The sequence below is a fragment of the Bacteroides sp. ET225 genome (assembly GCF_024733745.1).
In the GTDB taxonomy this organism is placed as follows: domain Bacteria; phylum Bacteroidota; class Bacteroidia; order Bacteroidales; family Bacteroidaceae; genus Phocaeicola; species Phocaeicola excrementipullorum.
In genome coordinates, this window is the sequence record NZ_JANRHN010000015.1 from 42,605 (window position 1) to 68,097 (window position 25,493).

At 48.8% G+C, this 25,493-nt stretch carries 21 protein-coding genes; 8 read left to right on the plus strand and 13 right to left on the minus strand.

Annotated elements, in window-relative coordinates:
- Positions 1-15: 15 nt before the first annotated feature.
- The 11 genes from NW212_RS08150 to NW212_RS08200 form a co-directional block, all read right to left on the minus strand.
- The gene (locus NW212_RS08150) at positions 16-1,011 is read right to left on the minus strand and encodes a hypothetical protein (protein ID WP_258338153.1); all 996 of its coding nucleotides are present in this window, start codon (positions 1,009-1,011) and stop codon (positions 16-18) included.
- A gap of 345 nt (positions 1,012-1,356) precedes the next feature.
- Positions 1,357-2,199 (minus strand): lipoyl synthase, encoded by an 843-nt coding sequence (gene lipA, locus NW212_RS08155; RefSeq protein WP_258338154.1) that lies wholly within the window; start codon positions 2,197-2,199, stop codon positions 1,357-1,359.
- Between the two features lie 9 nt (positions 2,200-2,208).
- Complete coding sequence (locus NW212_RS08160; protein ID WP_375337971.1) at positions 2,209-4,413, minus strand: S9 family peptidase; 2,205 nt, start codon at positions 4,411-4,413, stop codon at positions 2,209-2,211.
- Between the two features lie 21 nt (positions 4,414-4,434).
- Positions 4,435-5,772: a TonB family protein gene (locus NW212_RS08165; RefSeq protein WP_258338156.1), complete on the minus strand. Its 1,338-nt coding sequence runs from the start codon at positions 5,770-5,772 to the stop codon at positions 4,435-4,437.
- Between the two features lie 94 nt (positions 5,773-5,866).
- The gene (locus NW212_RS08170) at positions 5,867-7,126 is read right to left on the minus strand and encodes an ABC transporter permease (protein ID WP_258338157.1); all 1,260 of its coding nucleotides are present in this window, start codon (positions 7,124-7,126) and stop codon (positions 5,867-5,869) included.
- A gap of 12 nt (positions 7,127-7,138) precedes the next feature.
- Positions 7,139-8,302 (minus strand): ABC transporter permease, encoded by a 1,164-nt coding sequence (locus tag NW212_RS08175; protein WP_375337972.1) that lies wholly within the window; start codon positions 8,300-8,302, stop codon positions 7,139-7,141.
- A 21-nt stretch (positions 8,303-8,323) separates the two neighbouring features.
- Entirely contained in the window at positions 8,324-9,307 is a 984-nt protein-coding gene (locus tag NW212_RS08180; protein WP_258338159.1) for an HlyD family secretion protein, read from the minus strand.
- Positions 9,308-9,314: 7 nt separating this feature from the next.
- Positions 9,315-10,781, minus strand: a complete 1,467-nt coding sequence (locus NW212_RS08185; RefSeq protein WP_258338160.1) for a TolC family protein — start codon at positions 10,779-10,781, stop codon at positions 9,315-9,317.
- 139 nt (positions 10,782-10,920) lie between these two features.
- Positions 10,921-12,363, minus strand: a complete 1,443-nt coding sequence (locus NW212_RS08190; RefSeq protein WP_258338161.1) for a S41 family peptidase — start codon at positions 12,361-12,363, stop codon at positions 10,921-10,923.
- A gap of 10 nt (positions 12,364-12,373) precedes the next feature.
- Positions 12,374-13,246: a hypothetical protein gene (locus NW212_RS08195; RefSeq protein WP_258338162.1), complete on the minus strand. Its 873-nt coding sequence runs from the start codon at positions 13,244-13,246 to the stop codon at positions 12,374-12,376.
- Positions 13,247-13,329: 83 nt separating this feature from the next.
- Positions 13,330-15,090 carry a fimbrillin family protein gene (locus NW212_RS08200; RefSeq protein WP_258338163.1) on the minus strand — a complete coding sequence of 587 codons (1,761 nt, stop codon included), beginning with the start codon at positions 15,088-15,090 and terminating at the stop codon, positions 13,330-13,332.
- Positions 15,091-15,354: 264 nt separating this feature from the next.
- On the opposite strand from NW212_RS08200, the gene trmB reads away from it, so the two are divergent.
- Together trmB and NW212_RS08210 are read left to right on the plus strand one after the other, a co-directional pair.
- The gene (gene trmB / locus NW212_RS08205) at positions 15,355-16,113 is read left to right on the plus strand and encodes a tRNA (guanosine(46)-N7)-methyltransferase TrmB (RefSeq protein ID WP_258338164.1); all 759 of its coding nucleotides are present in this window, start codon (positions 15,355-15,357) and stop codon (positions 16,111-16,113) included.
- A gap of 36 nt (positions 16,114-16,149) precedes the next feature.
- Positions 16,150-17,250: an Mrp/NBP35 family ATP-binding protein gene (locus tag NW212_RS08210; protein WP_258338165.1), complete on the plus strand. Its 1,101-nt coding sequence runs from the start codon at positions 16,150-16,152 to the stop codon at positions 17,248-17,250.
- Positions 17,251-17,346: 96 nt separating this feature from the next.
- Here NW212_RS08210 and dinB read toward each other — a convergent pair whose 3' ends face one another.
- Positions 17,347-18,447, minus strand: coding sequence for a DNA polymerase IV (gene dinB / locus NW212_RS08215; RefSeq protein ID WP_258338166.1), 1,101 nt, complete (start codon positions 18,445-18,447; stop codon positions 17,347-17,349).
- Between the two features lie 132 nt (positions 18,448-18,579).
- Here dinB and NW212_RS08220 point away from each other — a divergent pair, with 132 nt between their 5' ends.
- Genes NW212_RS08220 through fmt form a run of 3 tightly spaced genes read left to right on the plus strand, consistent with a single transcriptional unit; the run spans position 18,580 to position 21,938 of the window.
- A complete protein-coding gene (locus tag NW212_RS08220) occupies positions 18,580-19,143 on the plus strand; it encodes an L-threonylcarbamoyladenylate synthase (protein ID WP_258338188.1) in 564 nt (187 codons plus the stop codon).
- 10 nt (positions 19,144-19,153) lie between these two features.
- A complete protein-coding gene (locus NW212_RS08225; RefSeq protein ID WP_258338167.1) occupies positions 19,154-20,953 on the plus strand; it encodes a chloride channel protein in 1,800 nt (599 codons plus the stop codon).
- 16 nt (positions 20,954-20,969) lie between these two features.
- The gene (fmt, locus tag NW212_RS08230) at positions 20,970-21,938 is read left to right on the plus strand and encodes a methionyl-tRNA formyltransferase (protein ID WP_258338168.1); all 969 of its coding nucleotides are present in this window, start codon (positions 20,970-20,972) and stop codon (positions 21,936-21,938) included.
- 14 nt (positions 21,939-21,952) lie between these two features.
- Here the strand turns inward: fmt and NW212_RS08235 are convergent, their stop codons facing one another.
- Positions 21,953-22,735, minus strand: a complete 783-nt coding sequence (locus NW212_RS08235; RefSeq protein ID WP_258338169.1) for a NigD-like C-terminal domain-containing protein — start codon at positions 22,733-22,735, stop codon at positions 21,953-21,955.
- Between the two features lie 150 nt (positions 22,736-22,885).
- Between NW212_RS08235 and NW212_RS08240 the strand changes: the two genes are divergently transcribed.
- The 3 genes from NW212_RS08240 to rpe all read left to right on the plus strand — a co-directional run bounded on the left by NW212_RS08240 (position 22,886) and on the right by rpe (position 25,487).
- A complete protein-coding gene (locus NW212_RS08240) occupies positions 22,886-23,434 on the plus strand; it encodes an RNA polymerase sigma factor (RefSeq protein WP_258338170.1) in 549 nt (182 codons plus the stop codon).
- Entirely contained in the window at positions 23,431-24,750 is a 1,320-nt protein-coding gene (locus tag NW212_RS08245) for a PorT family protein (RefSeq protein WP_258338171.1), read from the plus strand. Before NW212_RS08240 ends, NW212_RS08245 begins: the two co-directional genes overlap by 4 nt.
- A gap of 68 nt (positions 24,751-24,818) precedes the next feature.
- On the plus strand, positions 24,819-25,487 hold the full coding sequence (rpe, locus tag NW212_RS08250; protein WP_375337973.1) for a ribulose-phosphate 3-epimerase: 669 nt from the start codon (positions 24,819-24,821) through the stop codon (positions 25,485-25,487).
- Positions 25,488-25,493 lie beyond the last annotated feature (6 nt).

A 25,493-nucleotide genomic window follows, 5' to 3' on the forward strand; every position in this document is an offset into this window, starting at 1 on the left:
CGGCATGTTGCGGAATTATCTGAAATTGAATTCTTTCCATAGATTGGCAGAGATTTGCAGGTGTTCTTTCTCTGCCAGCAGTATTTCGCTGAAATTTTCGGGCGATTCGATCAGCTCTGCAAAAGTAAAGTATCTGCCTTCCGGAGCAATGCTTTTCTCTTCTTTGTCAATCGGAAGTATGAACAGTTGTATCGGATAGGGAGTCAGTCTGTCAATCCGGTACTTCAGGATCAGGCGGGGAGAGATGAACGAACACTTTCCCGGCTGTTTTTGCAGAGACGCCTTCACCTTTTCGGCGGCAAACCTTTCGCTTTTGTATGGACATTTTTCGAAGGGGAAGATCAGCGGAACATCCCATACGCGTTTTCCGGAGTCAGCCTTGGCATAGGGGATAAGGTAAATTTTTCCGTTGCATATGGGGGCTATCCTTATCACGCAGCAGGGGGGGGCGTAAGTTGACGCCGCCATGCGGATTCCGGTCATGTTTATTATCAGGCAAATGATATAGATCAAAGCTGGAGCATAAAAGACGAGGGTGTAATGCACATAGTTGGTGTGAATGGAAATCACGTTCTGGAGCAGAAACAGGCTGAGCAGGTGCAGTCCCGACAGAATGACTATCACTCTCGCCTCCAGCCGGTAGGATATGCTGGAGTCGAGCCGGAACTTTTTGAGCAGGCTGTGGTATGTTTCCGGTGCCGTTAAATAGATGAAGGCAAAGATAAGGAGCATGAATTCCAGCGTGGGAGTAATGCTGCGGGGCGGTATGTATTCGTAGCCGGTAAAGAGTCGGAGCAAGAAGCAGGTGCCTATGCCTGCGGTTCCTTGCAGTAGAAAAAAGTTGAGGGACTTAAGCTGGAAGAAATCGTAGGCCAAACCGATGAGGCTGATTGCCAGTCCGATGCCGAGCATTGCTGTGGCGGGGAAAAAATGCAGCCCTATCAGTGTGATTATAGTAGGCAGCAGGCCGAAGGATACGATCTTGTGTCTATATTTTATCAACAGTTTCATAGTGATGGCATTTTTTTATGCAACAAATTCGTTTTTTGTTTTGTTCGTTCCGGATTTGAGTTTTTTTGTGCAGATGGCGTTGCCCGGGATTCTTGCAGTGTATGGCAGAAGTTCCTGAGGAAAGGGCTTTAAGAGCTATTGTTTTGTTGTCCGGAAATCTGATAGCTTGCGTGAAAAAGCGGAGGCTTTTCCGTAAAAAGTTTATCTCCAGCCTGAAGATATGTGTGTTCAGGCTGGAGATGCATATATTCAGGCTGGAGATTTATATCTTTAGGTTGGAGATACAGTTTGTCGCGCAGTCTGTCCGGTTTCTTTGGACCGGAAAACCTGCCGGGACTTGTTGGCTCAAAGATGCCTTTCCGCATGATAGGAAGAGCGTACAAGCGGTCCGCTCTCTACCATCTCAAAGCCTTTGCTCATACCGGTTTCCTTGTATTTCCGGAATTGTTCGGGAGTGACGTATTCTTTTACCGGATAGTGTTTTCTGCTTGGCTGCAGATACTGTCCGATGGTCAGCCGTTTGCAGCCGTTTGCAAGCAAGTCGTCCATTGTTTCTTCCACTTCTTCCGGAGTTTCTCCCAATCCCACCATGATGCTTGATTTTGACTTGATTCCGTTTTCTGCGATTTGCCGGAGCACGGCCAGGCTGGTGTCATAGCGGGCCACGCTTCTGACCTCAGGAGTGAGCCTGCGCACGGTTTCCACATTGTGTGAAAGAATCTCCGGATGCGCTTCGATGAGAAGCTGTACCAGCTCTGTTCTTCCCTGGAAATCAGGAATCAGGGCCTCTATCGTGGTCTGTGGATTAACTTGGCGCACGGTTTCTATGGTCTGCGCCCAATGATGTGCGCCCAAGTCTTCCAGGTCATCCCTGTCTACCGAAGTGATGACAGCGTGGCGGAGTTTCATCAGGCGGACAGACTCTGCCACTTGTGCCGGTTCGGAAGGGTCCAGCGGGAGCGGCTTGCCCGAGAGCGTGTTGCAGAATTTGCACGCTCTGGTGCATATGTTTCCGCCTATCATGAATGTTGCCGTACCTCTTCCCCAGCATTCTCCTAAGTTCGGGCAACGTCCGCTTGTGCAGATTGTATGCAGCTTGTGTGTGTCTACAATCTGTTTCGTTTCTGTGTAGCGGGCGTTAGTCCCGATATCTATCTTCAACCAGTCCGGTTTTCTCAAATGCTCCATAGCGTTGGCTTAAAGTTTTCTGATGAAAAATTCGGCAACGCGGTTCATCAGGTGGTTGCGTGTGTTTCCTCCTGATATGCCATGATTGCGGTTGGTATAAATCTGCGTTTCAAAATACTTGTCGGCCTGTATGAGGGCTTCGTTATACTCCATGAAGTTCTGGAAGTGAACGTTGTCGTCTGCACTGCCATGAATCAGAAGCAGGTCGCCTTTCAGTTGGTCTACACGGCCGATGGCAGAGGAGGCGTTATATCCTTCGCCGTTTTCTTTCGGGGTACGCATGAAACGTTCGGTATATACGGTGTCATAGAAATGCCAGTCGGTGGGAGCTGCAATCGCTACGCCGGCCTTGAATGCCCCCGAGCCTTCGCTCATCGACATGAGCGTGTTGTATCCCCCATAGCTCCAGCCCCATATTCCGATGCGGCTGCCGTCTACATAAGGCAGGCTTCCGAGGTATTTGGCGGCTTCAGCCTGGTCTGTGGATTCCTTCACGCCGATTGAGAGGTAGGTGCATTTTTCGAAAGCCGCTCCCCGTCCTCCGGTTCCGCGGCCATCTACGCAGACCATGATGAATCCCTTGTCGCACATATAGGCTTCAAACATTCCGCCGTCGCCGAAGCTGCCGATGCCCCACTTGTCGAGCACTTGCTGCGATCCGGGTCCGCTGTACTGATGCATGATGACTGGATATTTCTTGTTGGGGTCGAAGTTTGCCGGCTTCATCATCCATCCGTTCAGCTCAACTCCTTCGCTGGTCTTGAATGTAAAGAATTCTTTCTGAGGCATGTTCAGCTCGGCCAGCTGTGATTTCAGCCGGCTGTTGTCGAGCAGCGTGACAAGTTCCTTTCCCTTGTTGTTGTTCAGTGTGATGAGGGTGGGAGTGCTGATGCTTGAGAAGGTATTGATGTAATACATCATGTTGGTGCTGAAGATTGCAGTGTTTGTTCCGGTGCGTGCGGACAGTTTGGTTTTCTTTCCTTTCCCGTCTATTTTATAGACTGCTGTTTTCAGCGGGCTTTCTTCGTTGCTTGTATAGTAGAATTCGTTTGTCTTCTGGTCCCATCCTAGAAAATCTTTCACTTCAAATTTTCCTTTGGTGATTTGTTTTACCAGATTCCCTCCGATGGTATAGAGATACAGGTGGTTGTATCCGTCGCGTTCGCTCATCATAATGATGTTCTCCGGATAGAACACGATGCTGGAGTAAGCCTGTTCCTTGATATACTGCTCCGATTCGTCGCGGACAGCTACCTGGCAGACGGCACTTCTCGGATTGGCCATGTAGATGTTGAACCGGTTCTGGTGGCGGTTCAGCGTCATGATTGCCAGCTTGTCGGGATCAGATGTGAACTTGATGCGCGGGATATAGGCGTCTGCTTCGATTTGCAGGTCCATCTTGCGCGTTACATGGCTTTTGATGTCGTATGTGTGTACGCTTACTTTAGAGTTGTCTGCTCCGGATTTCGGGTATTTATAGTCGTAGCTGCCCGGATAAGTGGCGTACGCTTTTTTTTCCGGAGCCAGTCCCTTATACCATTGGAAAGAATACATGGGCACTTCGCTTTCATCGAAGCGGATATAGGCGATCATCTTGCTGTCTGCGCTGAAGTCAAATGCGCGGTTAAACGCGAACTCCTCTTCATATACCCAGTCGGGAATGCCGTTGATGACTTTATTGTATTCTCCGTCTTTTGTGACCTGAGATTCGCTGTTTCCGAACAGCAGCTTGACCAGATAGATGTTGTTGTTCCGTACAAAGGCAATCTGATGGCTGTCGGGAGAAAAGAGCGGAACTTGCTGCGGGCCGTTGTTGGAGAGCGGTTCCAGCGTGCGGTTCTTCACGTTGTAGATGTAATAGACCGCAGTGAACGAACGGCGGTAGATCGGCTTGGTTTCTGTTTGGATTAAGATCAGGCTTTCGTCGGGCGACATGATGTATCCGTCGAATGATTTGAGTTCGATATTGCGTGCTGTCGCTACATCGAAAATCGTGCCGGCCTCTTTGCCTGTCTTGAACGAGTATTTCACGATGCGCTTGTGGTCGGAGCTTATCTGTGTATAATGCTCTCCGTCAAGCATCGGCTTAAGTCCGTAAATGTTCTGTGCCCGGTAAGTTCCGCCGGCCGCATCTTTCAGTGTCACGTTCTTTGCCGTTGTTCCCGATGCGAGAACAAGCAGCGAAAACAAAAGTGTGAGAATCTTTTTCATCATCTATCTTTTTTAAGTTTGTATTCATTCTGTCGATTCCGCAGCTGGAATTTCTTTCTCCTCCGTCATCTCCGGCCCGGGAACATCTGCCTGCGGTTTCGCTTCTTTGTCTTTGATTCCGAACAGCCAGCGGAAGAATCTTACAAAAGCATTCCGTTTTTTGGGCTTCACTTCGGCGGCAGGTTGCTGTACGGCCTTTAAAGAATCGGTTTGCAGGCTGTCATTCTTCTGGTGAACATTCAGGCTGTCTGTGAAAAGTGAGTCTTTAGCCAATGCCAGCTTTTTCTGCAGAGAATCGAGTTTCAGCGAATCTCCGGCAGCTATGGGAGCAAAGAGTCCAAGCGAGTCGGTGTGCGTTGAGTCGGCTGCAATGCTGTCGGCCAGGAGCGAATCTTTCGGCAATACCGGTTTCTTTTCCGGTTCTTTCGGTTTCGGAAGCTTGAAAGGAACCGGTACGGAATATTTGCAGCGGACGGTCGTGCCGTGGTCTTTTGCCGGAATCCAGTCGCGCATCACGATGATTGCATCCAAAGCAGCCGTATCGAGTTCTGCCTTCAGGCTGCGCACGATATGAGGTGATGTAATGCTTCCGTCCTTTTCCACTACAAACTGTATCATGACGGTTCCTTCGGTCTGCGTCTTTTCCGCAAGTTCGGTTGTGTGTGCCTTTCGTCGGACATAGTTGAAGAACTGTTTCATGCCTCCGGGATATTGGGGCATCTGTTCTACGCTTGCATAGATGCGGTCGGCCCCCTTGCGTATCATATTGATTGTATAAGGTTTTTCGGAATGCTCCAGAAAGACATCTGCATCGAGGTATTTGTTTTCCATTTTTTCCGCGCGTATCATAACCACGTGGTTGTAGTCGGCCTCGATGACAAATTCACCGTTCGCATCTGTCGAGGCCCGTCTTCCTGTACCTTGGATGGATATTTCCGCGTTTGCTATGGGGCGTCCGCTGTTTTTGACAATGCCGCTGATCTGAAAAGTTTTTCCGCTTTGTTTGTAGCGTATCAGATCTTCCTGGCTGTTGATGCGGATTATGGTGTCTGTCGCTGCCTTGTCCAGACGCAGCGATTTTACGGATTTCTGTTTGTCGTCGGGGAAATAGAAGTTTCCTGTCCGGATATTTTTTTCGTTGATTTCATGTTCGAATTCAAACAGCCCTTCCTCGTTGCTGGTATATTCTGTTCCATAGCCTGAAATTTTCAGAATCATTCCGTTTTGGGGAGCCCCGTCGGTATTGAGCACGGTGATGCGGAACGTTTGTTTCTTTTCTTCCGCAACGTGTGCCCGTCCGTAGTTGTTCCCTGCGAAGACGGATGCAGCCAATATGAGAGCTGTGGCAATATAGTGTTTCATAAATGCTTGCAGTTAAATTGTTACAAAGCTACAAGTATTCTGTTTGATTCAATATTGCCGTTGTGTTAATAAAGCTGAACAGGCGGGTTTTGTGTCACGCCTTCCGCATTTTTGCCGACATTCTGCGGAGTCTGAGCAGGTGCAGCCGTTCGATGGCATGTTTACGGCTTAATGTAACCTGATAGCGGTATACCAGGCATGTGGTGATGAAGTATGCTCCGGCCTGGATCCATAATGCCCGGTATTCGGGAAGCACTTCGTTGAGTTCCGCTCCCATGGTATTGATCCGTACAAATCCGTTGATGCCGAATGTGGAAGGGAACAGGTAAGAAAACGCTTTCCAGAATTCGGGGATGGCTGCTCCCGGCCATGAAATTCCGGATATGAACAGCAGCGGAACGGAAGTGAATACGTAAATCATCAGACACGACTCGCGGTGGTGGATGAATACCGAGCAGGTCATGGCGAAGAAGATGCATGCCAGCAGGTATGGGAAGATGAAGGCCAGCAATGTGGACGGCTGGGCGATTTGCACCAGACTGAATATCTTCGGAACCAGACACAATATGTAGGCTGATACGATGAGGTATATCAGCAGGTAGGCAAAAGATTTGCCTGCTACCACGCGCAGTGTGCCTTGGTAATGTTTGCTCGTTGGAATGAGGTCGCGGAAACGGTTGTTTTCTCTGGCAGTTCCCGCAGACATTCCGATGCCGAGCAGCAACGTCTGCTGGATAATAAGAATGAGTACGGCGGGAATGAGAAAGCTGGCGAAACCGTCTTGCGGATTGAACAGCGAGATGTCTTCGTATTCGATCGGTGCTGTTGTTATTTCATCCTGACGGTCGGTTGTGTTTCCAGCCCTTTCAATCTGTATCTGTTTGTTGACAGACAAAGACGCATTGGTGCAGGCAAGGAGCAGCGATTTGTAGTAGAGCATTCCGCTCATGTCGCAGAACAGACTGACAGTTGCCTGCTTGCCTGTCGAAAGGTCTTTGTTGAAATCGGCGGGAATATAGATTATGCCATATACCTTTGTTTCTTTCAGCAATGTCTTTGCCTCTTCCATATCGGTGCAGTGCGACTGGATTCTTACGTCTGCACTCGCGTCAACAAGGCGGAGGAATTCCCGGCTTTGTGCCGTATTGCTTAAATCGACCACTGCCGCCGGCACATCCCTTACAACTTCGTTGGTGTAAATGAATGCGTATATTAAAGGGTAAGCCAGTGGAACCAGAAGAAAGAATATCAGCACGCCCTGGTCTTTGAACACCTGTTTCAGTTCATGCGAGCAGATATGGAATAAGCCAGCCAAACCTTGTCTGATGATATGTGGAAGTGTATGATTGTTCATGAAATACAATGTTTAAGGTAGATAGACATAGTGCAGCATGATTGTGCGGAGCTGTTTCAGCACGAAGAACGGCAACAATGTGAATAGCAGCAGAGCTGCTATCGGCTCCCAGGCATAAACGACCGAGTATCCGTTGAGTGCCTGATTGACATAAATCAGGAAGTAATGCCGCAGCGGAAACAGTACGCATATGCCTTGCAGTACGGGGTGCATGGCCATGACCGGATAGGTAAAGCCTGATATCGAAAACGAGATGACTCCCCACAATGACGCAGCGCTCAAGGCTAGGCGGAAATTGCCGAACAAGCCGAACAGGAATATTCCGAATGCCTGCGAGGAAATCACGAGAAGCAGTCCGGCCAGCAGCATGGGGAAGATGCCGTTGTTGCATGGATAGTGGAGGTATCCGTAGAGATAGATATTATAGAAAACAGCAATCAGAAAGAAGATGACGGTTTGCGGAAGCAGTTTGCCGCTTATAGCCGTCGCGATAGAGTTTCCGGCCATCTGCATCCATTCTTTTGCCGTATTCTCTTTCAGTTCTGTCCCCAGTGTGTAAATTGTTGTCAGGAATATGAGCAGCATTAATATTCCTGGGAACAGCGTATTGCACAGATATACCGAATAGTTGAGCCACGGGTTGTTCAGCGCGTGGGTTTCGATTACGATTGGCTGGAGAAAAGCCATGGCTTGTGCTTCGGTGGCTCCCTTTGCCAGCAAAGTAGCTTGTCCGACAGCAGCAGAGGCCAGTTCGGACATCGTTCGTTCGTCTTTGTAAAGCAGCGACCCAGCTATCAGGTAAGAGTAGTTGATATAAAAAGACACTTTGGGCTGTCTGCCTGCCAGTGCTTTCTCCGTAGTACCCTTGGGTATGTAGTAGAATGAATAGATTTCTCCCCGCTGCATGGCTTTTCTTGCCTCTGTAACGCTGCTGTAATGAGCGGTGATTTCAATGTGCTGGAACGCATCGAGATTGCGGATGATGTTTCGTGTGGTAGCCGTATTGTCCAGATCTACCACTCCTGCGGGCATGTCGGTCGGCAACCCTTTGCTCATGAGGGTAGAGAAGAACACGAAGCAGAATATCGGAGCGATGATGATGCAGAACAGATACATCGGCTTCGTTGCGATACGGTATGTTTCCCTGCGGGCTATGTTCCACAAACTTTTCCACATATCAGATGACATTGTTGAATCTTATTTTTCGATGATTGCAGACATTCCCGGGCGCAGATTCTCTACGGTTTCCACGGGCTTTGCCTTCACTTCAAACGTTTTCAGGTCGAATTGTCCGGTTGTCTTGGTTGCCTTCCAGGCGGCATAAGTCCCTAAATCTTTCATATAGGTTATTCTGAATGTTGCATCCCTTTCCAAAGCAGGGATATATGCCTTTATCTCATTGCCTACATTGAAGTCTTTCAGGAAATCTTCGCGCACATTGAACGTAACCCAAATATCATCGAGCTGGGCTATGTTCATTATCGGTGCGCCGGTGCCGACCAGTTCTCCCACTTTCGGGAATATTTCAGAAACTTCTCCATCTGCCGAGGCCGTAAGGTATGTTTCCGAGATGTAGGATGAAACTTCTGCCACAGCCCCTTTCGCCCGTTCGACTTGTGCGGCAGCCATAGCCTTGTCTTCCCGCTGCGCTCCGTTTTTAGCCATTGTATACTGTGCGTTTGCGGCACGCTCGGTCGCTTTCATGGCATCGTACTGTGCTTTGGCTTCGTCGCGTTTCTGTGCGGTCATCACTCCTTCTTCATACAGCCGGTTTATGCGGTTGTATGATTTTTCGGCTATTTCCAGTCCCGCTTTTGCTTTCTGCCACATTTCAAAAGCTGCCTGCAATTGTTCGCTTCGTGTTCCTCTGATCGCTTTTTCGTTCATGGCCTGTGCCATCTGCTCAGCGGCTTGCGCCTGCGACAGCTTGGCCATGACATCGGGCGCTTCGAGGATTGCCAGTGTATCTCCAGCTTTGACTTTGTCGCCTTCATGGACAAAAAATTTCAGGACACGTCCCGGAACTTTGCTGGATACCCTGTATTCTGTCGCTTCGGCTTCTCCCTGAATGATTTCTGTTCCTTTTCCGAGAGTGAAGAATCCGATGATGCTGACGATTGCTACGGCTCCTGCAAGTGTGATGAATGCCAGCATGATATTGTTGCGTTGTGTCTTTTCCATATCGATGTTATTTTAATGTTCCCATTGATTTGTTTAAATAAAGTTCGCTAAGTTTTACGTCAATTTGGGCGTCTATCTTGCCAGACTGTGCAGACAGCCACGCCGTTTGAGCTTCAAGCACGTTGCTTGTCGGTATGACTCCTTCCTTGAATCCCAGATTGGCATACCGGAGGTTCTCTTCAGCCTTTTCCATGTTCTTTTCAGCCATGGTCAGCCTTTTGGCCGCTTCGTTTACTTTATAGGAACTTTGCGTAACCTGAAGCTCCACTTTTTCCTTCACATCGTCCAGCTTGTATCGGGCGATGTTCGCTTCTGCTTGGGCTGCCTTTACCTTATATATGCCTTCTCCCCAGTGGAATACCGGAATCTTTACGATGACTCCCGCTGCCCACATTCCGCGGAAACGGTTTTCAAACCCGTTGACGAGGGACGGATTCGTTACCAGATAGTTTGCTGTGACTGCAACTGAAGGGAGAAAGTCGGAGCGTACGACATTCACCTTTTGGCGATAGATTTCGGATGCGAGCTCCAGGCTTTTCAGCTCTTGTCTGTTGGCTAAAGCCGTGTTGACATTGGCTTCTGTATAAGCGTTTGGAAGCGTAAGGCTGCTCATGTCTTCATCGGCCAGTGTGATGTCTGTATCCAATGGGAGGCCGCACAGTTGGCAGAGAACCATTTTTGAAAGGCTCAGGCCGTTTTCAACCTGTGTCAGTGTCATCTCTGCCTCGTTCACCTTTACTTTTACACTTAGAGCATCAGCTTTTGTGGCCACTCCTTCGTTGACCATCTTGCTGACATCAGAGTCCAGTTTCTGGACCAGATTCAGGAAACTTTCGGCAAGTTTCTTCTTGTTTGCAAGCGAAACCACCTGCCAATATGCTTGGTCTGTGTTCAGAATGATGTCTTGCAGTCCTGTCGCATGTTGAGCTTCGGCGAGCTGTTCGGCATATTTGGTTATTTTGTTGTATGCTATGATTTTTCCTCCCATGAAAATCGGCTGGGTGAGTGTAGCCGCTCCGACAGTCAGATTTCTTGTATCGGTGCGGAGCGCATTTACGATTCCTTCGCCTACAGCGTTCAGTCCGTTTGTAACTCCTGCAACAGCACCGGGAAGAAGTCCTTGCAGTCCGGCGGCCAGACCGGGATTTTGGGCGGCAAGTGCCTGCAGCCCTTGCTGAAGCTGCGATCCGGCAGCTGTCCCCAGATTTCCGATTGTCTGCTTTTGTTCGTCGCTTAGCAGGGAAATTTCTTTTTGAGTGCGCATATATCCGCCCGCAAATTCAATTTTTGGGAGATAGTTGGTGAACGCTGCCTTTTTCTCATAATGAGCTGCATTCACTTTTTCTCGCGATATGAGCAGCTCTTTGTTGTTTTTCAGAGCCAGTGTCCGGCAACTGTCCAAAGTGAGCGTATGCTGTGCAAAAACGCTTAAGGAAGTACCAATGGCCAGAATAAGACTAAAAAACTTTTTCATTGTCAGAAGAACTTTGTTATTTGGTTGCTTATGCAACATTGCAAATGTATACTTTTATAACAAATAACCAAAAAGATTTGTTGTAAAGATTCTCAATGCAGCTTATAAATTTGTTAAGTTGCACCGAGATGGGCGCATCTCAGTTCAGCAGATTAAGTTTCAGTCTGTGATTTATGGAATTGTCTATGATTTTGCATTTGCCGGCGAATGAACCGTGTCCGTTTCGGCTTGACAGACTGCTGCCTGTGTTGCTTGATCCTTCTCCCGGGACTTCGGCGACAGGAAAGCTTCCATTGGCTATGTGGTAAAATACCGGAGCCAGCAGCGAATCTCCCGGAGTGCCGAACTCTCCTAGATCTTCTCCCAAGTTCTCTTCAATCTCAAAGTCAGGAAGAAGTCCGTCTTCGTAATACTCGTAATATCCTTGCGAATTGCTCAAGTAAGTGGTTGTGAGCCAAAGTTCGATATTTGGAGAATTTGTGTCTGTAAACAATTGCTGGGCCACGTTCTTTCCGAAGGTCGGCGCTCCCACTTGGATAAGCCGTCCGTTGATGTAAGGCCTCAGGCAGTTGATCACAATCTCAGAGGCAGAAGCCGTATTGCCGGACGTGATGACATACAGGTTGTTGTATTGAGCGGGAGTTCCTGTTGAGAGGAGGCTCGGGTCAAAAAGCAACGTTTCCGTTTTGTTGATTTTGTCGTTGTATGTCATGTTCAGGAAAGGCTGCCCCATGGCACTTTGTGGGGCAAGGAGCGTGCTTATCACCTGGGATGTTGAAACATAGCCTCCCGGATTGTAGCGGAGGTCGAGAATGATGTCGCTGAACTGGCCTGCATATTGTGTGAATATGCTTTCCACCGCATCGGCATTCTCGCCGAACTCATTATATAAGATGTATAGCACGTTATGCGAGCCTACTTCGATGGGCTTTGCTTCGAGCACATCCTGTTCTTCCACATAGCGTGGAGCCGGAAGCTGGACAACTCCGATGGTGTCGAACTCAGCATAGTTGTAGTCGTCTTCAGCCGTGCCATCATCTGGAATTTCTACATAAGGATTGTATTTGCCCAATGTGAAGGTATGCGCTCCCGAAGGACGTTCGATGTAGTCTTCATAATATGAACTTTGGGAGATTTCTTCTCCGTCCACAGCGATGACCCAATCGCCGCGTTTCAGTCCGGCTTCTTTTGCAGGCGAGTCCGGCTGGACATAAAGGATGCGCATGGTATTTGTTCCTTCAGTTGTGCGGACAAGGGCCGCTTCGAATCCGAAGCACGGGTAAGTGCTTGTGGCTCGCGAACCGGTGGCTATTGAATCCACATGAGAGAAAAGCACGCCGTTTTTCTTGTCCTTGCTTGAGGCTGCCGATGACAGGAAATCCTGCGGACTGTCGAAGAAGTCCAGTTCGTCTTCCGAGGGGATGTCTTCATAAAACAGATAGTTCTCCTGCATGACATTGTATATCCAGGTTTTGGTAGTTATCAGCGCATAATATTCTCCCGAGCGGTCTTCACCGCATGAAGACAGCAGTCCTGCCAGAACAGTTCCGGCCAACACAAGTCTGTTGAAAATCGCCCTCATAACATTGCTCTTATTTCATTGAGAAAGCTCCCTGTCCGATCATGTTTCCGTCGGCAAAGATATAGATGTGGTATTCTCCTGCCGGCAGGAACTCTTCGACATCCCAGTATACGGTGACAGTTTGCTCTTCTCCTGTATATTCGATGTATTTTTTGATGGAGTAGCCTATTTCCCGGTCTTCATACTTGAACCGGTTGGCGTCGCTTTTTGTCAGGATGCTGTTGTCGGGCTTGGCGATGCGCACATAGATGGTTTTGTTTCCCGTTTCTGCCGTAATGTTCTTCACGATGGTGAATGTGACGGCTATTTTCTTTACGTTTTTCACCCTGGAAGTGTTTCTTCCGCGTTTGTTCTGCGTCTGCACCGTAACGTTTGTGGCATCCAGCTGCGCAGCGAGAGAAACCTTTTGGTGAAGGGTTTCTTTTTCCTGCGACAGGTTGGTTATTTGCACGGTAGCTGCCGAGTATTTGTTTTTTACTTCCTCATTCTCTTGCTTTAGGGCCGCGTTCAGCCGGTTGAGCGAGTCAATTTGTATGACGTAAGTGCGCAGTACTGCACGCACGGTTTTCAGCTCCTTTTTCAGGCGCATGATTTCTGCTGCGTCACTGGTCTTTACCTGACGGAGTTCTTCCAGCAGCCGCTGTGTTTTCAGCTTTTCGCTTTCCAGCTTTTCGCGGAGTGAGTCGTTGTTTATCTGGATTTGCAGTTCGTCGTATTGTGTGGCAAAATTGCTGTATTCGTTTTCCATTTCCTGTTTCTCGATGGCAAACAGTTCAGTCATTTCCTTATTCTTTTGAGTCTGGTTGAAAGCGAAGAATGAAACCCCCGCTACGATAACTGCCAGGATCACGATAACTGTAATAAGGCTCTTGTTCTTGTTCATTTCTCTATCAGTTTTGCGTTTGGCGCAAAAATACAACAATTTAGATAGACCTTCTCTTTTATTTGATTAAAAAAAACATAACGTCAGGGCAATATGAAGGTGGCAGGCCGGGTGTCGCCTTGTTTCCATCTGCAAAATTCCAGTTCGGGATAAGCAGATGCACCTGTGCTGCCGATCCACTCATTCAGCTTTTCATGGAGTTTCCGCCCGCCTTCTTCCAGAACGAATGTCCGGCTGTCGTATCTCAGGATAAATTCGTAGGCCGAATTGTGGTCATTTCCTATAAAGTCTTTCTTGTAAGTGTCCGGAAGGTAGCAGTACGCCATGTAGCTTGTTTCCCATGTGTTGAAGCAGAGAGCGTTGTATTTGCCTTCCGGGCCGTATACATAGCAGTTCTGTATATTTTTCTTGTTCTCGAAGCATAAGTGCGCTCCGTTTTCGGGGCTTTTGAAGCTTGCGTGTCCGATGCCGCAGTTCAGGATATTCCCGGCGTTGGTCCTTACCAGTCCGGCGGCCGGGTCTTTGGCGTCATCGGTTGATATTGTGACGTTTTCGGCCAGGCAGTTGAATACATCACCCTGGTTGTAGGCTATAAATCCGCTGTACTGGTTTGCGTCGGTCAATTCCATCGATCCGTTTTGGAGGGTGCAGTTATGAATCTTCCCTCTGTTTATTCCGGCCAGCAGTCCGACGTATGCAATCTTTCCGTTCTGGGTGTAAGATATGTTGCAGACATTCAGGTTTCTGACAATCCCATCCGGTGCTATGTCACCGAAGACACCATAATTGGAATATCCGTTGAGCTTCCTGTTCAGGCGGATGCCCGACAGCGTATGCCCTTCTCCGTCGAATATGTCGCTGAATGCCTTGTTCATCTTGTAGTTGATTCCGATTCCCATTATCCGGGCAGACTCTTCCTCAGAAAACGCGATGTCGCTTTTCAGGCGGTACGTGGTGATTCCGTCCGCGGTTTCTCCGAACTCCTCCAGCTTCCTGCCATCGTATGCTTCTCCGTTTATCAGGTGAGTGAAGGCGATGAAATCTTCTGCCGTATATATTCCGCGTCCCGAACCTTTTGATTTCAAGTTGCAGGAATAGGCTGTTCCTTCTTTAAAGGTTATGTTTTCGACCGTTGTCTGGCAGATGCTTTGCCCGGAACCGGTCAAGGATAGTTCTACAGGAGGTGTTTCACCGGCAGGGGAGGGCGGAATGATGAAGCTGTAAGTGTTTTCTTCTGAACCGTGCAGTTCGCTTTCATGGCAATCCCGGCTGTAGATGATGTTTCCGGTTATGGGGCAGAACGATTCGATGCCGGCAGTCTTGCAGATCATGCCTGTGACTTTTTCGCTCAGCTGGCTGTCGGTATTGAAGTCTATTCTTGAAAAGCGGTGCCTGAACTTCAGGCGGATCACGTTGCCGTATGCGCACGAGTCCTGGCAGAACAGGACATCTTTCAATGTCTTTCCGCTGCTTTCGTACAATTGCTCTTTTCCGAAAAGCCCTTCTCCGTCAGTATCCATGACGGGAAAGACGGCGGTGTAGCGCATCTTTCCGTTTCCGTTCGGTCCGAAGGGCTTTTCCGGCACCCATTCTTTCCCGTCGAACGTGAGGATGCAGCCGTCCGGACTTGTGGTTCCGTCGCTGAAGAACAGAATCCGGTCGCCTGTCTGAAACGCGGTCTTGCCTGCAGATCTGCCTTGCGGGCCGAAGCCGTAAACGTCGTTCCCCAGAATCTTTATTCCGGAGGATAGGCGGGTTTCATGGTCTTCAATTCCGTTGCATCCGGAAAAGAAGAAGGCCCATATATACATTATATATATAAGAATGGATGGTGTGGAGCGCATAAGCGTGACTTTTTCATTGTGGTTTATATATGAAAACGGCAAACGTGCCGGTTGTTCACCTTTCCGGACACAGATTTTTCCGCAGATCTTCTTTGCCGTTTCCGGTCATGCGGGGCGGAAACATGGACTTGTGCGGCGGAAATCTATGCTCCGGGCATGCTCCTGTTTTTTCCGTGCGGTGCCGGGCGATGTTTCCCGCCCTTAATTTTTATTTTGCCTATTCCGTTAAAAGCCGTAACTTTGGAGCGGATTAGGAAATGACGTATGGGAAAAGGAAAATTGGCGAAATTTGCAGATATGGCGGAGTATCCGCATGTGTTTGAATATCCGTATTCGGTGGTTGATGATGTGCCTTTTGAAATGAAGGGCAGGTGGAACCGTAATTTTTTCAAGAACGGCAATCCGATTGTGCTCGAACTCGGATGCGGGCGTGGAGAATATACCGTGGGGCTTGCCCGGCGCTATCCGGACAAGAACTTTATCGGTGTAGACATCAAGGGCGCGCGCATGTGGACGGGAGCCACTGAAGCGCTGCGCGAAGGGCTGGGCAATGTGGCTTTCCTGCGGACAAACATTGAAATCATCGACCGCTTCTTTGAGCGGGACGAGGTGTGCGAGATATGGCTTACCTTTTCAGACCCTCAGATGAAGAAGGCGACCAAACGGCTTACTTCGACTTACTTCATGAACCGTTACCGCAGGTTTCTGGTTCCCGACGGGCTGGTGCATCTGAAGACGGACAGCAATTTCATGTTCACTTATACGAAGTGTATGATTGAAGAAAACCGCCTGCCCGTCGAGTTCATTACTGACGACCTGTATCATTCGGGAATGGACGATGAGATTCTGAGTATCCGCACCTATTACGAACAGCAGTGGCTCGACCGCGGGCTGAATATCAAATACATCTGTTTCCGGCTGCCCCGGGAAGGGGAACTGCATGAGCCGGACATCGAAATTGAGCTCGACGACTATCGCAGCTATAACCGCAGCAAGCGGAGCGGACTGGCCACGAGCAGATGAAAACATTGTGTATAACTTAAAAAAATACGATCAGTTATGACATTATATCCGAAATTGATTCTCGACGCACTGGCAACCGTGCGTTATCCCGGAAGCGGGAAAAACCTTGTTGAGGCTGAGATGGTGGCCGACAATCTGCGCATCGACGGAATGAAGGTCAGCTTCTCGCTGGTGTTCGACAAGCCTACCGACCCTTTCATGAAGTCGGTGGTAAAGTCGGCTGAAACGGCTATCCACACTTACGTGTCGAAAGACGTGGAAGTAAGTATATCAACAGAAAGCAGGCAGGCAGCCCGTCCCGAACCGGGGAAAATGCTCCCTCAGGTGAAGAATGTCATTGCCGTATCGTCTGGAAAAGGCGGCGTGGGAAAGTCTACGGTAGCTGCCAATCTGGCCGTAGCGCTGTCGAAGCTCGGCTATAAGGTGGGACTGCTTGATGCAGACATCTTCGGCCCTTCAGTGCCGAAAATGTTTCAGGTAGAGGATGCACGTCCCTATGCAGAGGAAATCAACGGGCGCGACATGATCATTCCGGTGGAGAAGTACGGAATCAAGCTGCTGTCTATCGGCTTCTTTGTCAATCCCGACCAGGCGACACTGTGGCGCGGAGGCATGGCAAGCAATGCGCTGAAACAGCTGGTAGGCGATGCGGAATGGGGCGAACTGGATTATTTCGTGCTGGATACTCCTCCCGGAACGAGCGACATACACCTCACGCTGTTGCAGACGCTCGCCATCACAGGCGCGGTGATTGTAAGCACTCCGCAGGAAGTGGCTCTTGCCGATGCGCGGAAAGGCATAAACATGTATACCAACGACAAGGTGAACGTTCCTATTCTCGGTCTGGTTGAGAACATGGCATGGTTCACGCCTGCCGAACTTCCCGAAAACAGATACTACCTGTTCGGAAAGGAAGGAACGAAGCGTCTGGCAGAAGAATTGCATGTGCCGCTGCTGGGACAGATTCCTATCGTGCAGAGCATCTGCGAAAACGGTGATAAAGGAACTCCGGTGGCCCTTGACGAGAACTCTGTGACCGGACAAGCGTTTATTGAACTGGCACGCAATGTGGTGTACCAGACGGAAAAGCGGAATGCAGAACTGGCTCCGACGGAGATTGTACATACGCATAAGTGATCTGCGGGGAATACGTTCCTGCGGTTATAGGATAATGAAAAAGCCCTGTCGTCCGGATGGAATGGCGGGGCATTTTTTCCGGATGGGTGCCAATCGTCATTCGTCCTTGAATTTCAATTGGAGCTGAATCCATTCCGGCCGGCGTTCGGAAGGCCAGTCGTGTTCTTCCTTCGGGTTTGAAACGGCAAGTCCCAGCAGGCGGATGGGATGGCGTTCGTAGTCGACCTCTTTTAGCAGCCTTTTTGCGAGAGGGAGTATGGTGTCCAGCTTATACAGCGGAAACGGGGTGCTTTGGCTGCGCGTTATCTGCTTGAAGTCGCTGAACTTTACCTTCAGTGTCAGCGTATATCCCTTGAAGTCTTTCGCTTTCAACCTTTCCGTCAGCTCGCAAGCCACGTGATACAGTTCGATTATTACCGATGACGTGAGCGAGATGTCCTTTTCCAGCGTATGTTCGCATCCGATGGACTTGCGTATGCGTACCGGTTCCACGGGTCGGTTGTCTATTCCCCGGGCGAAGTCGTAGTAGACGGTTCCGGCTTTTCCAAACTGCCGTTTCAGCATTTCAAGCGAGCATTCGCGCAGTGTTTTTCCGTTGAATATCCCCAGCTTGTGCATTTTTTGTGCTGTTACGGGGCCTATTCCCCAAAATGATTCGATGGGCAGCTTGTCAATGAAGTCGGTAGCCTGGTCAGGGTGGATTGTACAAAGTCCGTCCGGCTTGCGGTAGTCTGACGCTACCTTTGCGAGAAACTTGTTGTATGACACCCCTGCCGAAGCGACCAGGTTCAGTTCTTCGCGGATGCGCCGTTTGATTTCTCTGGCGATGTCTACGGCAAGTTCTATCTGCTTCTTGTTTTCCGTAACGTCCAGAAAAGCTTCGTCCAGTGAAATCGGTTCGATCAGGTCTGTATATTCATGAAAAATCTCGTGGATGCGGGCGGAAACTGCTTTGTATACTTCCATCCGTCCGTGTACGAATATCAGTTGGGGGCACAGTTTCTTCGCTTTTGCTGACGACATGGCCGAACGGACACCGAACTTTCGCGCTTCGTAGCTTGCCGCAGCAACCACCCCTCTCTGTTCGACATGTCCTACAGCTATGGGCTTTCCTTTCAGCTCGGGATTGTCCCGCTGTTCCACTGATGCGTAAAAGGCATCCATGTCGATGTGAATGATTTTTCTGAAAGTGTCCATAAGGCGCTGTAGAGGCTTTTCTGCAAAATTAATCAAAGTTTTCTTCGTTTATCCTAAAAATCATTTGTATTTTTGCCGATGCAGCAGCAAAGGCTGTTTGCCGACTTGACTACTTAACGCTAAGAAGTTATGATGAAAGATGAAATTAAAAAGGCATGCGATGTCATGCGGAAGGGAGGAGTGATACTTTATCCGACCGATACCGTTTGGGGCATCGGATGCGACGCGACGAATGAAGAAGCCGTGAAGCGGGTTTTTGAAATCAAGCAGCGTGCCGACAGCAAGGCTATGCTGGTGCTTGTAGACAGTCCGGTGAAAGTGGATTTGTATGTGGAAGAAGTTCCGGATGTTGCATGGGACCTGATCGAACTGACAACGAAACCGCTGACTATCATATATGATGGGGCGAAGAATTTGGCTCCCAACCTGATAGCCGCCGATGGCAGTGTGGGAATACGCGTGACAAATGAAGCGTTTTCCAAGCAGCTTTGCTTCAGCTTCCGCAAGGCGGTTGTTTCTACATCGGCAAATGTCAGCGGGCAGCCGGCTCCTGCCGTATTCCGTGAAATCAGCGATGAGATAAAGAATGCGGTGGACTATGTCGTTGATTACCGGCGCGATGAAACCGGACATCCGAAACCGTCGAGTATCATCAAGCTCGGCAAGGGAGGCGAAGTGAAAATTATCAGAGAATAGGAGAAGGACGATGAAAACGACTGATGAAAAGAACAATTTTCTTCAAAATCTTCTTCTCTGGAGAGAGAAGCACATCAAAGACAAGCAGTTTGTCCTGCTTCTGAGCTTTCTTGTAGGAATCTTTACGGCACTTGCGGCTTATATCCTTAAATTCCTAGTGGAATATATCAAGGAGTTTCTGACAGAAAACTTTGATACGACTGGCGCAAACTGGCTGTATCTGGTTTATCCCGTGGTGGGCATTTTCGTGACCGGCCTGTTCATCCGTAAAATCGTGCGCGATGATATCGGCCATGGAGTGACCAAGATTCTGTATGCCATCTCGCGCAAGCAGAGCCGCATCAAGCGCCACAACGTTTGGTCGTCTGTATGCGCTTCGGCCATAACCATCGGTTTCGGAGGTTCTGTGGGTGCCGAGGCTCCGATCGTATTGACAGGCTCAGCCATCGGCTCCAACCTGGGAAGTCTGTTCCGTATGGACCATAAGACGCTGATGCTGCTGGTGGGATGCGGTGCTGCCGGAGCTGTTTCTGGCATCTTCAAGGCGCCCATTGCCGGTGTGGTGTTTACGCTGGAGGTGCTGATGATGGATTTGACAATGGCGTTTCTGCTTCCGCTGCTTATCACCAGCGTGACCGCGGCGTCTGTTTCTTATTTGCTTACCGGCACCGAGGCAATGTTTCAGTTCCACCTCGATTATCCGTTTTCGCTGGAACGTATTCCGTATGCCATTGCGCTGGGAATCTTTTGCGGGCTTGTAGCCTGGTATTTTACCCGTTCGATGAATTGGATTGAAGATATCTTCAGGCGATATAAGAATCCTTACGTGAAGTTCCTTATCGGAAGTGCGATGCTGAGCGTGCTGATATTCCTTTTCCCGCCGATGTATGGCGAAGGCTATGATACGATTTCGCTTCTTCTGAACGGAGCTTCGATTTCTGATTGGGAAACGGTGATGAACAATTCGTTGTTTTATGGCAATGCCCATCTGCTGGTTCTGTATCTGATTCTGATCATTCTGTTCAAGGTGTTCGCTTCGAGCGCCACGAATGGAGGAGGCGGATGCGGAGGTATCTTTGCACCGAGCCTTTTCCTTGGCTGTATTGCAGGGTTTGTTTTTTCGTATGTGTGCAACGAATTTAATATAGGCAACACGTATATTCCCGAAAAGAACTTTGCGCTGATGGGAATGGCCGGCTTGATGTCCGGCGTGATGCACGCTCCGTTGACCGGTGTCTTCCTTATCGCGGAACTGACCGGAGGATACGGCCTCTTTCTTCCGCTGATGATTGTTTCGGTCTGCGCCTATCTGACGATCATTGTGTTTGAACCGCATAGCATTTATTCGATGCGTCTGGCCAAAAGCGGCGAACTGATTACGCATCATAAGGACAAGGCGGTGCTTACGCTGATGAATATGGACAGTGTGATTGAAACGGACTTCCTGACTGTGCGTCCGGATATGGATTTGGCGCAGATGGTGAAGACCATCTCGCAGTCGGGGCGGAATCTGTTTCCTGTGGTGGATATCCGGAACGAGCTGATTGGGGTGGTGGTGCTGGATGACATCCGTAACATCATTTTCCGCCAGGAGCTGTATCACCGTTATCATGTGGCCGAGTTTATGGTGGTGCCGAAGGCAAGAATCATTACGACCGACTCGATGGAAGTGGTGATGGAAAAGTTTGATTCGACAAATTCATGGAATCTGCCTGTTGTGGATGAAAACAATAAGTATATCGGCTGTGTGTCAAAATCAAAAGTGCTGAGCACTTACCGGCAGATGATGGTGGACCTTTCGGCCGAGTGATAAAGAAGAAGTGTTTATGGAAAAGAAAGACTTGAAAATCGTTTATATGGGCACTCCCGAATTTGCGGTGGAGAGCCTGAAGCGTCTTGTAGAAGGCGGATATAATGTTGTGGCGGTAATAACAATGCCCGACAAGCCCATGGGGCGGCATGGCAGTGTGCTCCAGCCGAGTCCGGTCAAGCAATATGCCGTATCTCAGGGACTGAAAGTGCTCCAGCCGGAGAAACTGAAAGACGAGGCTTTTATCGGAGAACTGCAGAGCCTGCATGCTGACTTGCAGATTGTGGTGGCGTTTCGGATGTTGCCCGAGGTGGTCTGGGCGATGCCGCGTCTGGGAACATTCAACTTGCATGCGTCGTTGCTTCCTCAGTATCGTGGAGCGGCTCCGATCAATTGGGCGGTAATCAACGGGGAAACCGAAACGGGAATTACTACGTTCTTCTTGAAGCACGAAATAGACACGGGAGAAATTATTGATCAGGTTCGGATTCCCATTGCTGACACAGATGATGTAGGTGTGGTTTATGACAAGCTGATGCGGCTTGGCGGTGACCTGGTGCTGAAAACTGTGGATGCGATTCTGGACGGAAATGTAAAGACAGTTCCTCAAGAAAGCGTTCCGCTGTCCGGAGAACTGCATCCGGCGCCGAAGATTTTCAAGGAAACTTGCCGGATTGACTGGACACAGGGGACGAAGCGTATTTATGACTTCATCCGCGGCCTTTCTCCTTATCCCGGCGCATGGACAGAATTTCATGTAGGAGAAACGGTTTCAACCCTCAAGCTGTTTGAAACGCAAAAGATTTTTGCAGATCATGCTTTAGAACCCGGTGCGTTTGTAACAGACGGAAAGTCTTACCTGCATATTGCGACCTCCGACGGCTATCTGAATGTACTTTCCTTGCAGCTTGCTGGGAAGAAAAGAATGGGAATCGCTGATTTCATGAAAGGCTACAGGCATTCAGCCGATGCCTTTGTCAGATGATCAGACTGTCGCATTCATTCTTTGGTAAGCAGGGGACGGGCATTGCTTGGAATCATCCTGCTTCGTGCGTTCGTAGGAGCGAATGTCACATCTTCTTCGGCTGAGGCATAGGTGAAATCTGTGTGTTTTATCTTGAATCCCTTGAATTGGGAGCTGTTGCATTCCGGAATGCTGGACAGTTCGAATGAAACGACTCCCCAAAAGGCTTCTTTCTGCAAGTCGCTTTCCGCGTTGTGGCGCAGTTCCACTGTCAGCATGCCATCCTCGCCGAGTTTGCTCTCGTCGGTGAGCAGAAGGCTGATGCGGTGTGCTATATCTGCATAGTATCCTAACACATAAAATTGAATGTTGAGATGATGTTTGCTGATAGTAGCGGTGTTGATCTGTATGGGATCGTTTCCGTACGGCGATAAATCCGGCAGCGTGTCTGTTCCGTTTGTGCGTACGTCGTTTGCAGGCTTGGTCAATACCTTATATAAATGGACGGCTTGTACGGGCTGTATGCTGTCCGGATAAATCAGAGGGTCTTTTTCAATGAAGTTGAAGTCCAGCAATACCCTTTGGCCTGTGCTGTCTGCCTTCTCGTCTTCAAAGGAAAAAGCGTTGACCGGCTCAAGCAGACCGTAGGTGTCTGATTCGATCAGCAGTTTGTCTGTACTTGTAATTGTTCCTAATGTAGAATACGAACCGAATTCGCTTTCGTACATGTCGTTGCTGTCGTTGTCAAAACATGACGGCAGCATAATGCCGGATGCGAACAGAAGAAAGATGCAGCTTATGTTTTTTGTGGAAATCATGCGAATATGTTTTTTGTTCTATATGAAAAATAATTTTACGGGGAGATTACTGCATCTTTTTTTGTTAAAACAGCATAATGCGAAAAATAGTTGGTAAACGTGCAGTATTTTTGCATTTCATTCATTTAATAATCAAAGAACGGACCGGATATGACGGAAGAAGAACTGGCGTTTAAATGTAAACAGGCGGACAATCAGGCTCGAAAAGAATTGTATGAGCAGTATGGAGGTTCGTTGTTGGCTATATGTCTTCGTTATATCGGTGATAGAGAAACCGCCTGTGACGTGCTGCATGATGGCTTTTTACGCATCTATCAGTCTATCGGACAGTTTAAGTACCAGGGGCAAGGCTCTTTGAAGGCATGGTTGTCGCGGGTGATGGTGAATGAGGCGCTGGGATACCTGCGTAAACATGTACAGATGGCGAAGCAGGAAGTGCTTGTAGAAGAAGTTCCTGATGTGGTTGATGAGAATGACGGGGTGAGCGACATTCCGCGGAAGGCATTGATGCGGATGATCAGCGAACTGCCAGACGGCTATCGTACGGTGTTTAATCTTTATGTGTTCGAAGAAAAAAGCCACAAGGAAATAGCTAACATATTAGGCATTACGGAACATACGTCATCATCACAGTTCTATCGGGCGAAAATGTTGATGGCACGTAAGATTAAGGAGTATAGAAAGGAGCATAATTCATGAAACAGGAGAACGAGGAAAAATGGATAGAGAATCTGCATAAGCGGATGGAGGATTATTCTGAGCCTCTTCCTGACGGCTTGTGGGAGGAACTGGAAACGGAATTGAACACGCCAAAAGTTGTTCCGTTCGGAGTAAGGTGGCGGGCTGCAGCGGTAGTGCTGGTCTTGCTCGTTTCCTCGCTGACCGTATGGTTTTTGGTATCTCCATCTTTCAACCTTGAAGAACAAAACAGGGTTGCAGAGGAATTGCTGGCTCCTGAATCTGAAATGGCAGAGAGTCGTCCAGACGCTTTGCCTGAATATCGTTTGGCGGATGTGCAGAAACCGGACAGCGGACGGGAAACGGCATCGCCGTCTTCTGCCGTTCATTCTGCCGCTCCTTCGATAAACGCGCGCATCGGAGAATCAGATGCGAAAGAAAATACTCCGGTGCCGTCGGCTTTGTCTGTTGTCGCAGAAGAAGTTCCCGGCATAAAGGAAAAGGATGAAAAAGAAACCTCAGACAGTAAATCGTCTTCTGACGAAGAAAGCATAAAGGCAAGACGCTCTGTCGACAGAGAAGTGATGGAACGCAACGCCTACGAACTGTTTTCTGTTTCAAAGGAATCGAAAAAACGGAAGGGCTTTTCAATGGGTGTACTGGCGGGGAATACGCCGGTGTCTTCTTCTTCCACTTATAGCGGGATGGGACGTCTGGCTGCCGTATCTTCACATCGGGTGGGAAACCTGATGGGGTCCATGGACGACAAGACCGCTGCATACAGCCAGGTTCTGTTTGAAAATCGTGAACTTGAAACAAAGACTGATGTCAACCATCATTTGCCGGTAACGGTTGGCGCTTCTTTCCGTTGGAATATCAACGATGACTGGGCGTTGGAAACAGGATTGATGTATACATTGCTGGTTTCTGACTCTCGTTCGGGAGAAGCTGCATATATGGAACAGGAGCAGCGCCTTCATTACGTGGGTATCCCCTTGAAAGTTCAGCGCTCTATCTGGAAAAACGACCGGTTTGCCTTTTATGGACTGGCAGGCGGGGCTGTTGAAAAATGTGTTTCGGGCAAGGTGAAGACAGCCTATGTCACCAGCAGCGGGCTGCGCAATGAGGAGTCTGAGTCTTTGGATATCGATCCGCTGCAATGGTCGGTTATGGCGGCTTTGGGTGCGCAGGTAAACTTTACGAAGCAGGTCGGTCTGTATGTCGAACCGGGAGTCGCATACTATTTTGATGACAAAAGCGGCATTGAAACCATCCGCAAAGAACATCCTTTCAATTTTAATTTGCAACTGGGAATGCGTTTCAGCTTCGGGCAATAAATAAGTGCCGGTTGGTTGGTAAATAAAAAAAGAATGTTTAACTTTGTTCTTCAAATATAGCCCAACTGATGATTGAAGATATGAGAAATGACTTGAAGATTGCCCCTTCTTTGTTATCTGCAAATTTTGCCAACCTTGAGAAAGACCTGGATCAGATTAACCGGAGTGAAGCAGACTGGCTTCATTTGGACGTGATGGACGGCGTGTTCGTCCCTAATATTTCTTTTGGCTTTCCGGTTCTGAAAGCTGTTGCCGCTATCAGCAAGAAACCTTTGGATATGCATCTTATGATTGTAAACCCGGACAAATTCATTTCTCAGATCAGAGATCTCGGCACAATGATGATGAATGTGCACTATGAGGCATGTCCGCATCTGCACCGTGTCATTCAGCAGATAAAGGAAGCTGGAATGAAAGCTGCGGTCACGCTTAATCCTGCAACGCCGGTAGCAATGCTGTCTGACATCATTCAAGATCTGGATATGGTGCTGCTGATGAGCGTGAATCCGGGTTTCGGCGGGCAGGAATTTATTCCGCATACTTTAAATAAGATACGTGAACTTCGCGAATTGAGAGCACGAAGCGGGTCGAATGCGTTAATAGAAATAGACGGCGGCGTGAATTTGCAGACTGCGCCGCTTTTGTCGGAAGCGGGAGCTGATGTGTTGGTTGCGGGAAGCGCTGTTTTTAAGGCTCCTGATATGATTGAAATGATTCATCAATTAAAGAACGCATAGAAAAAG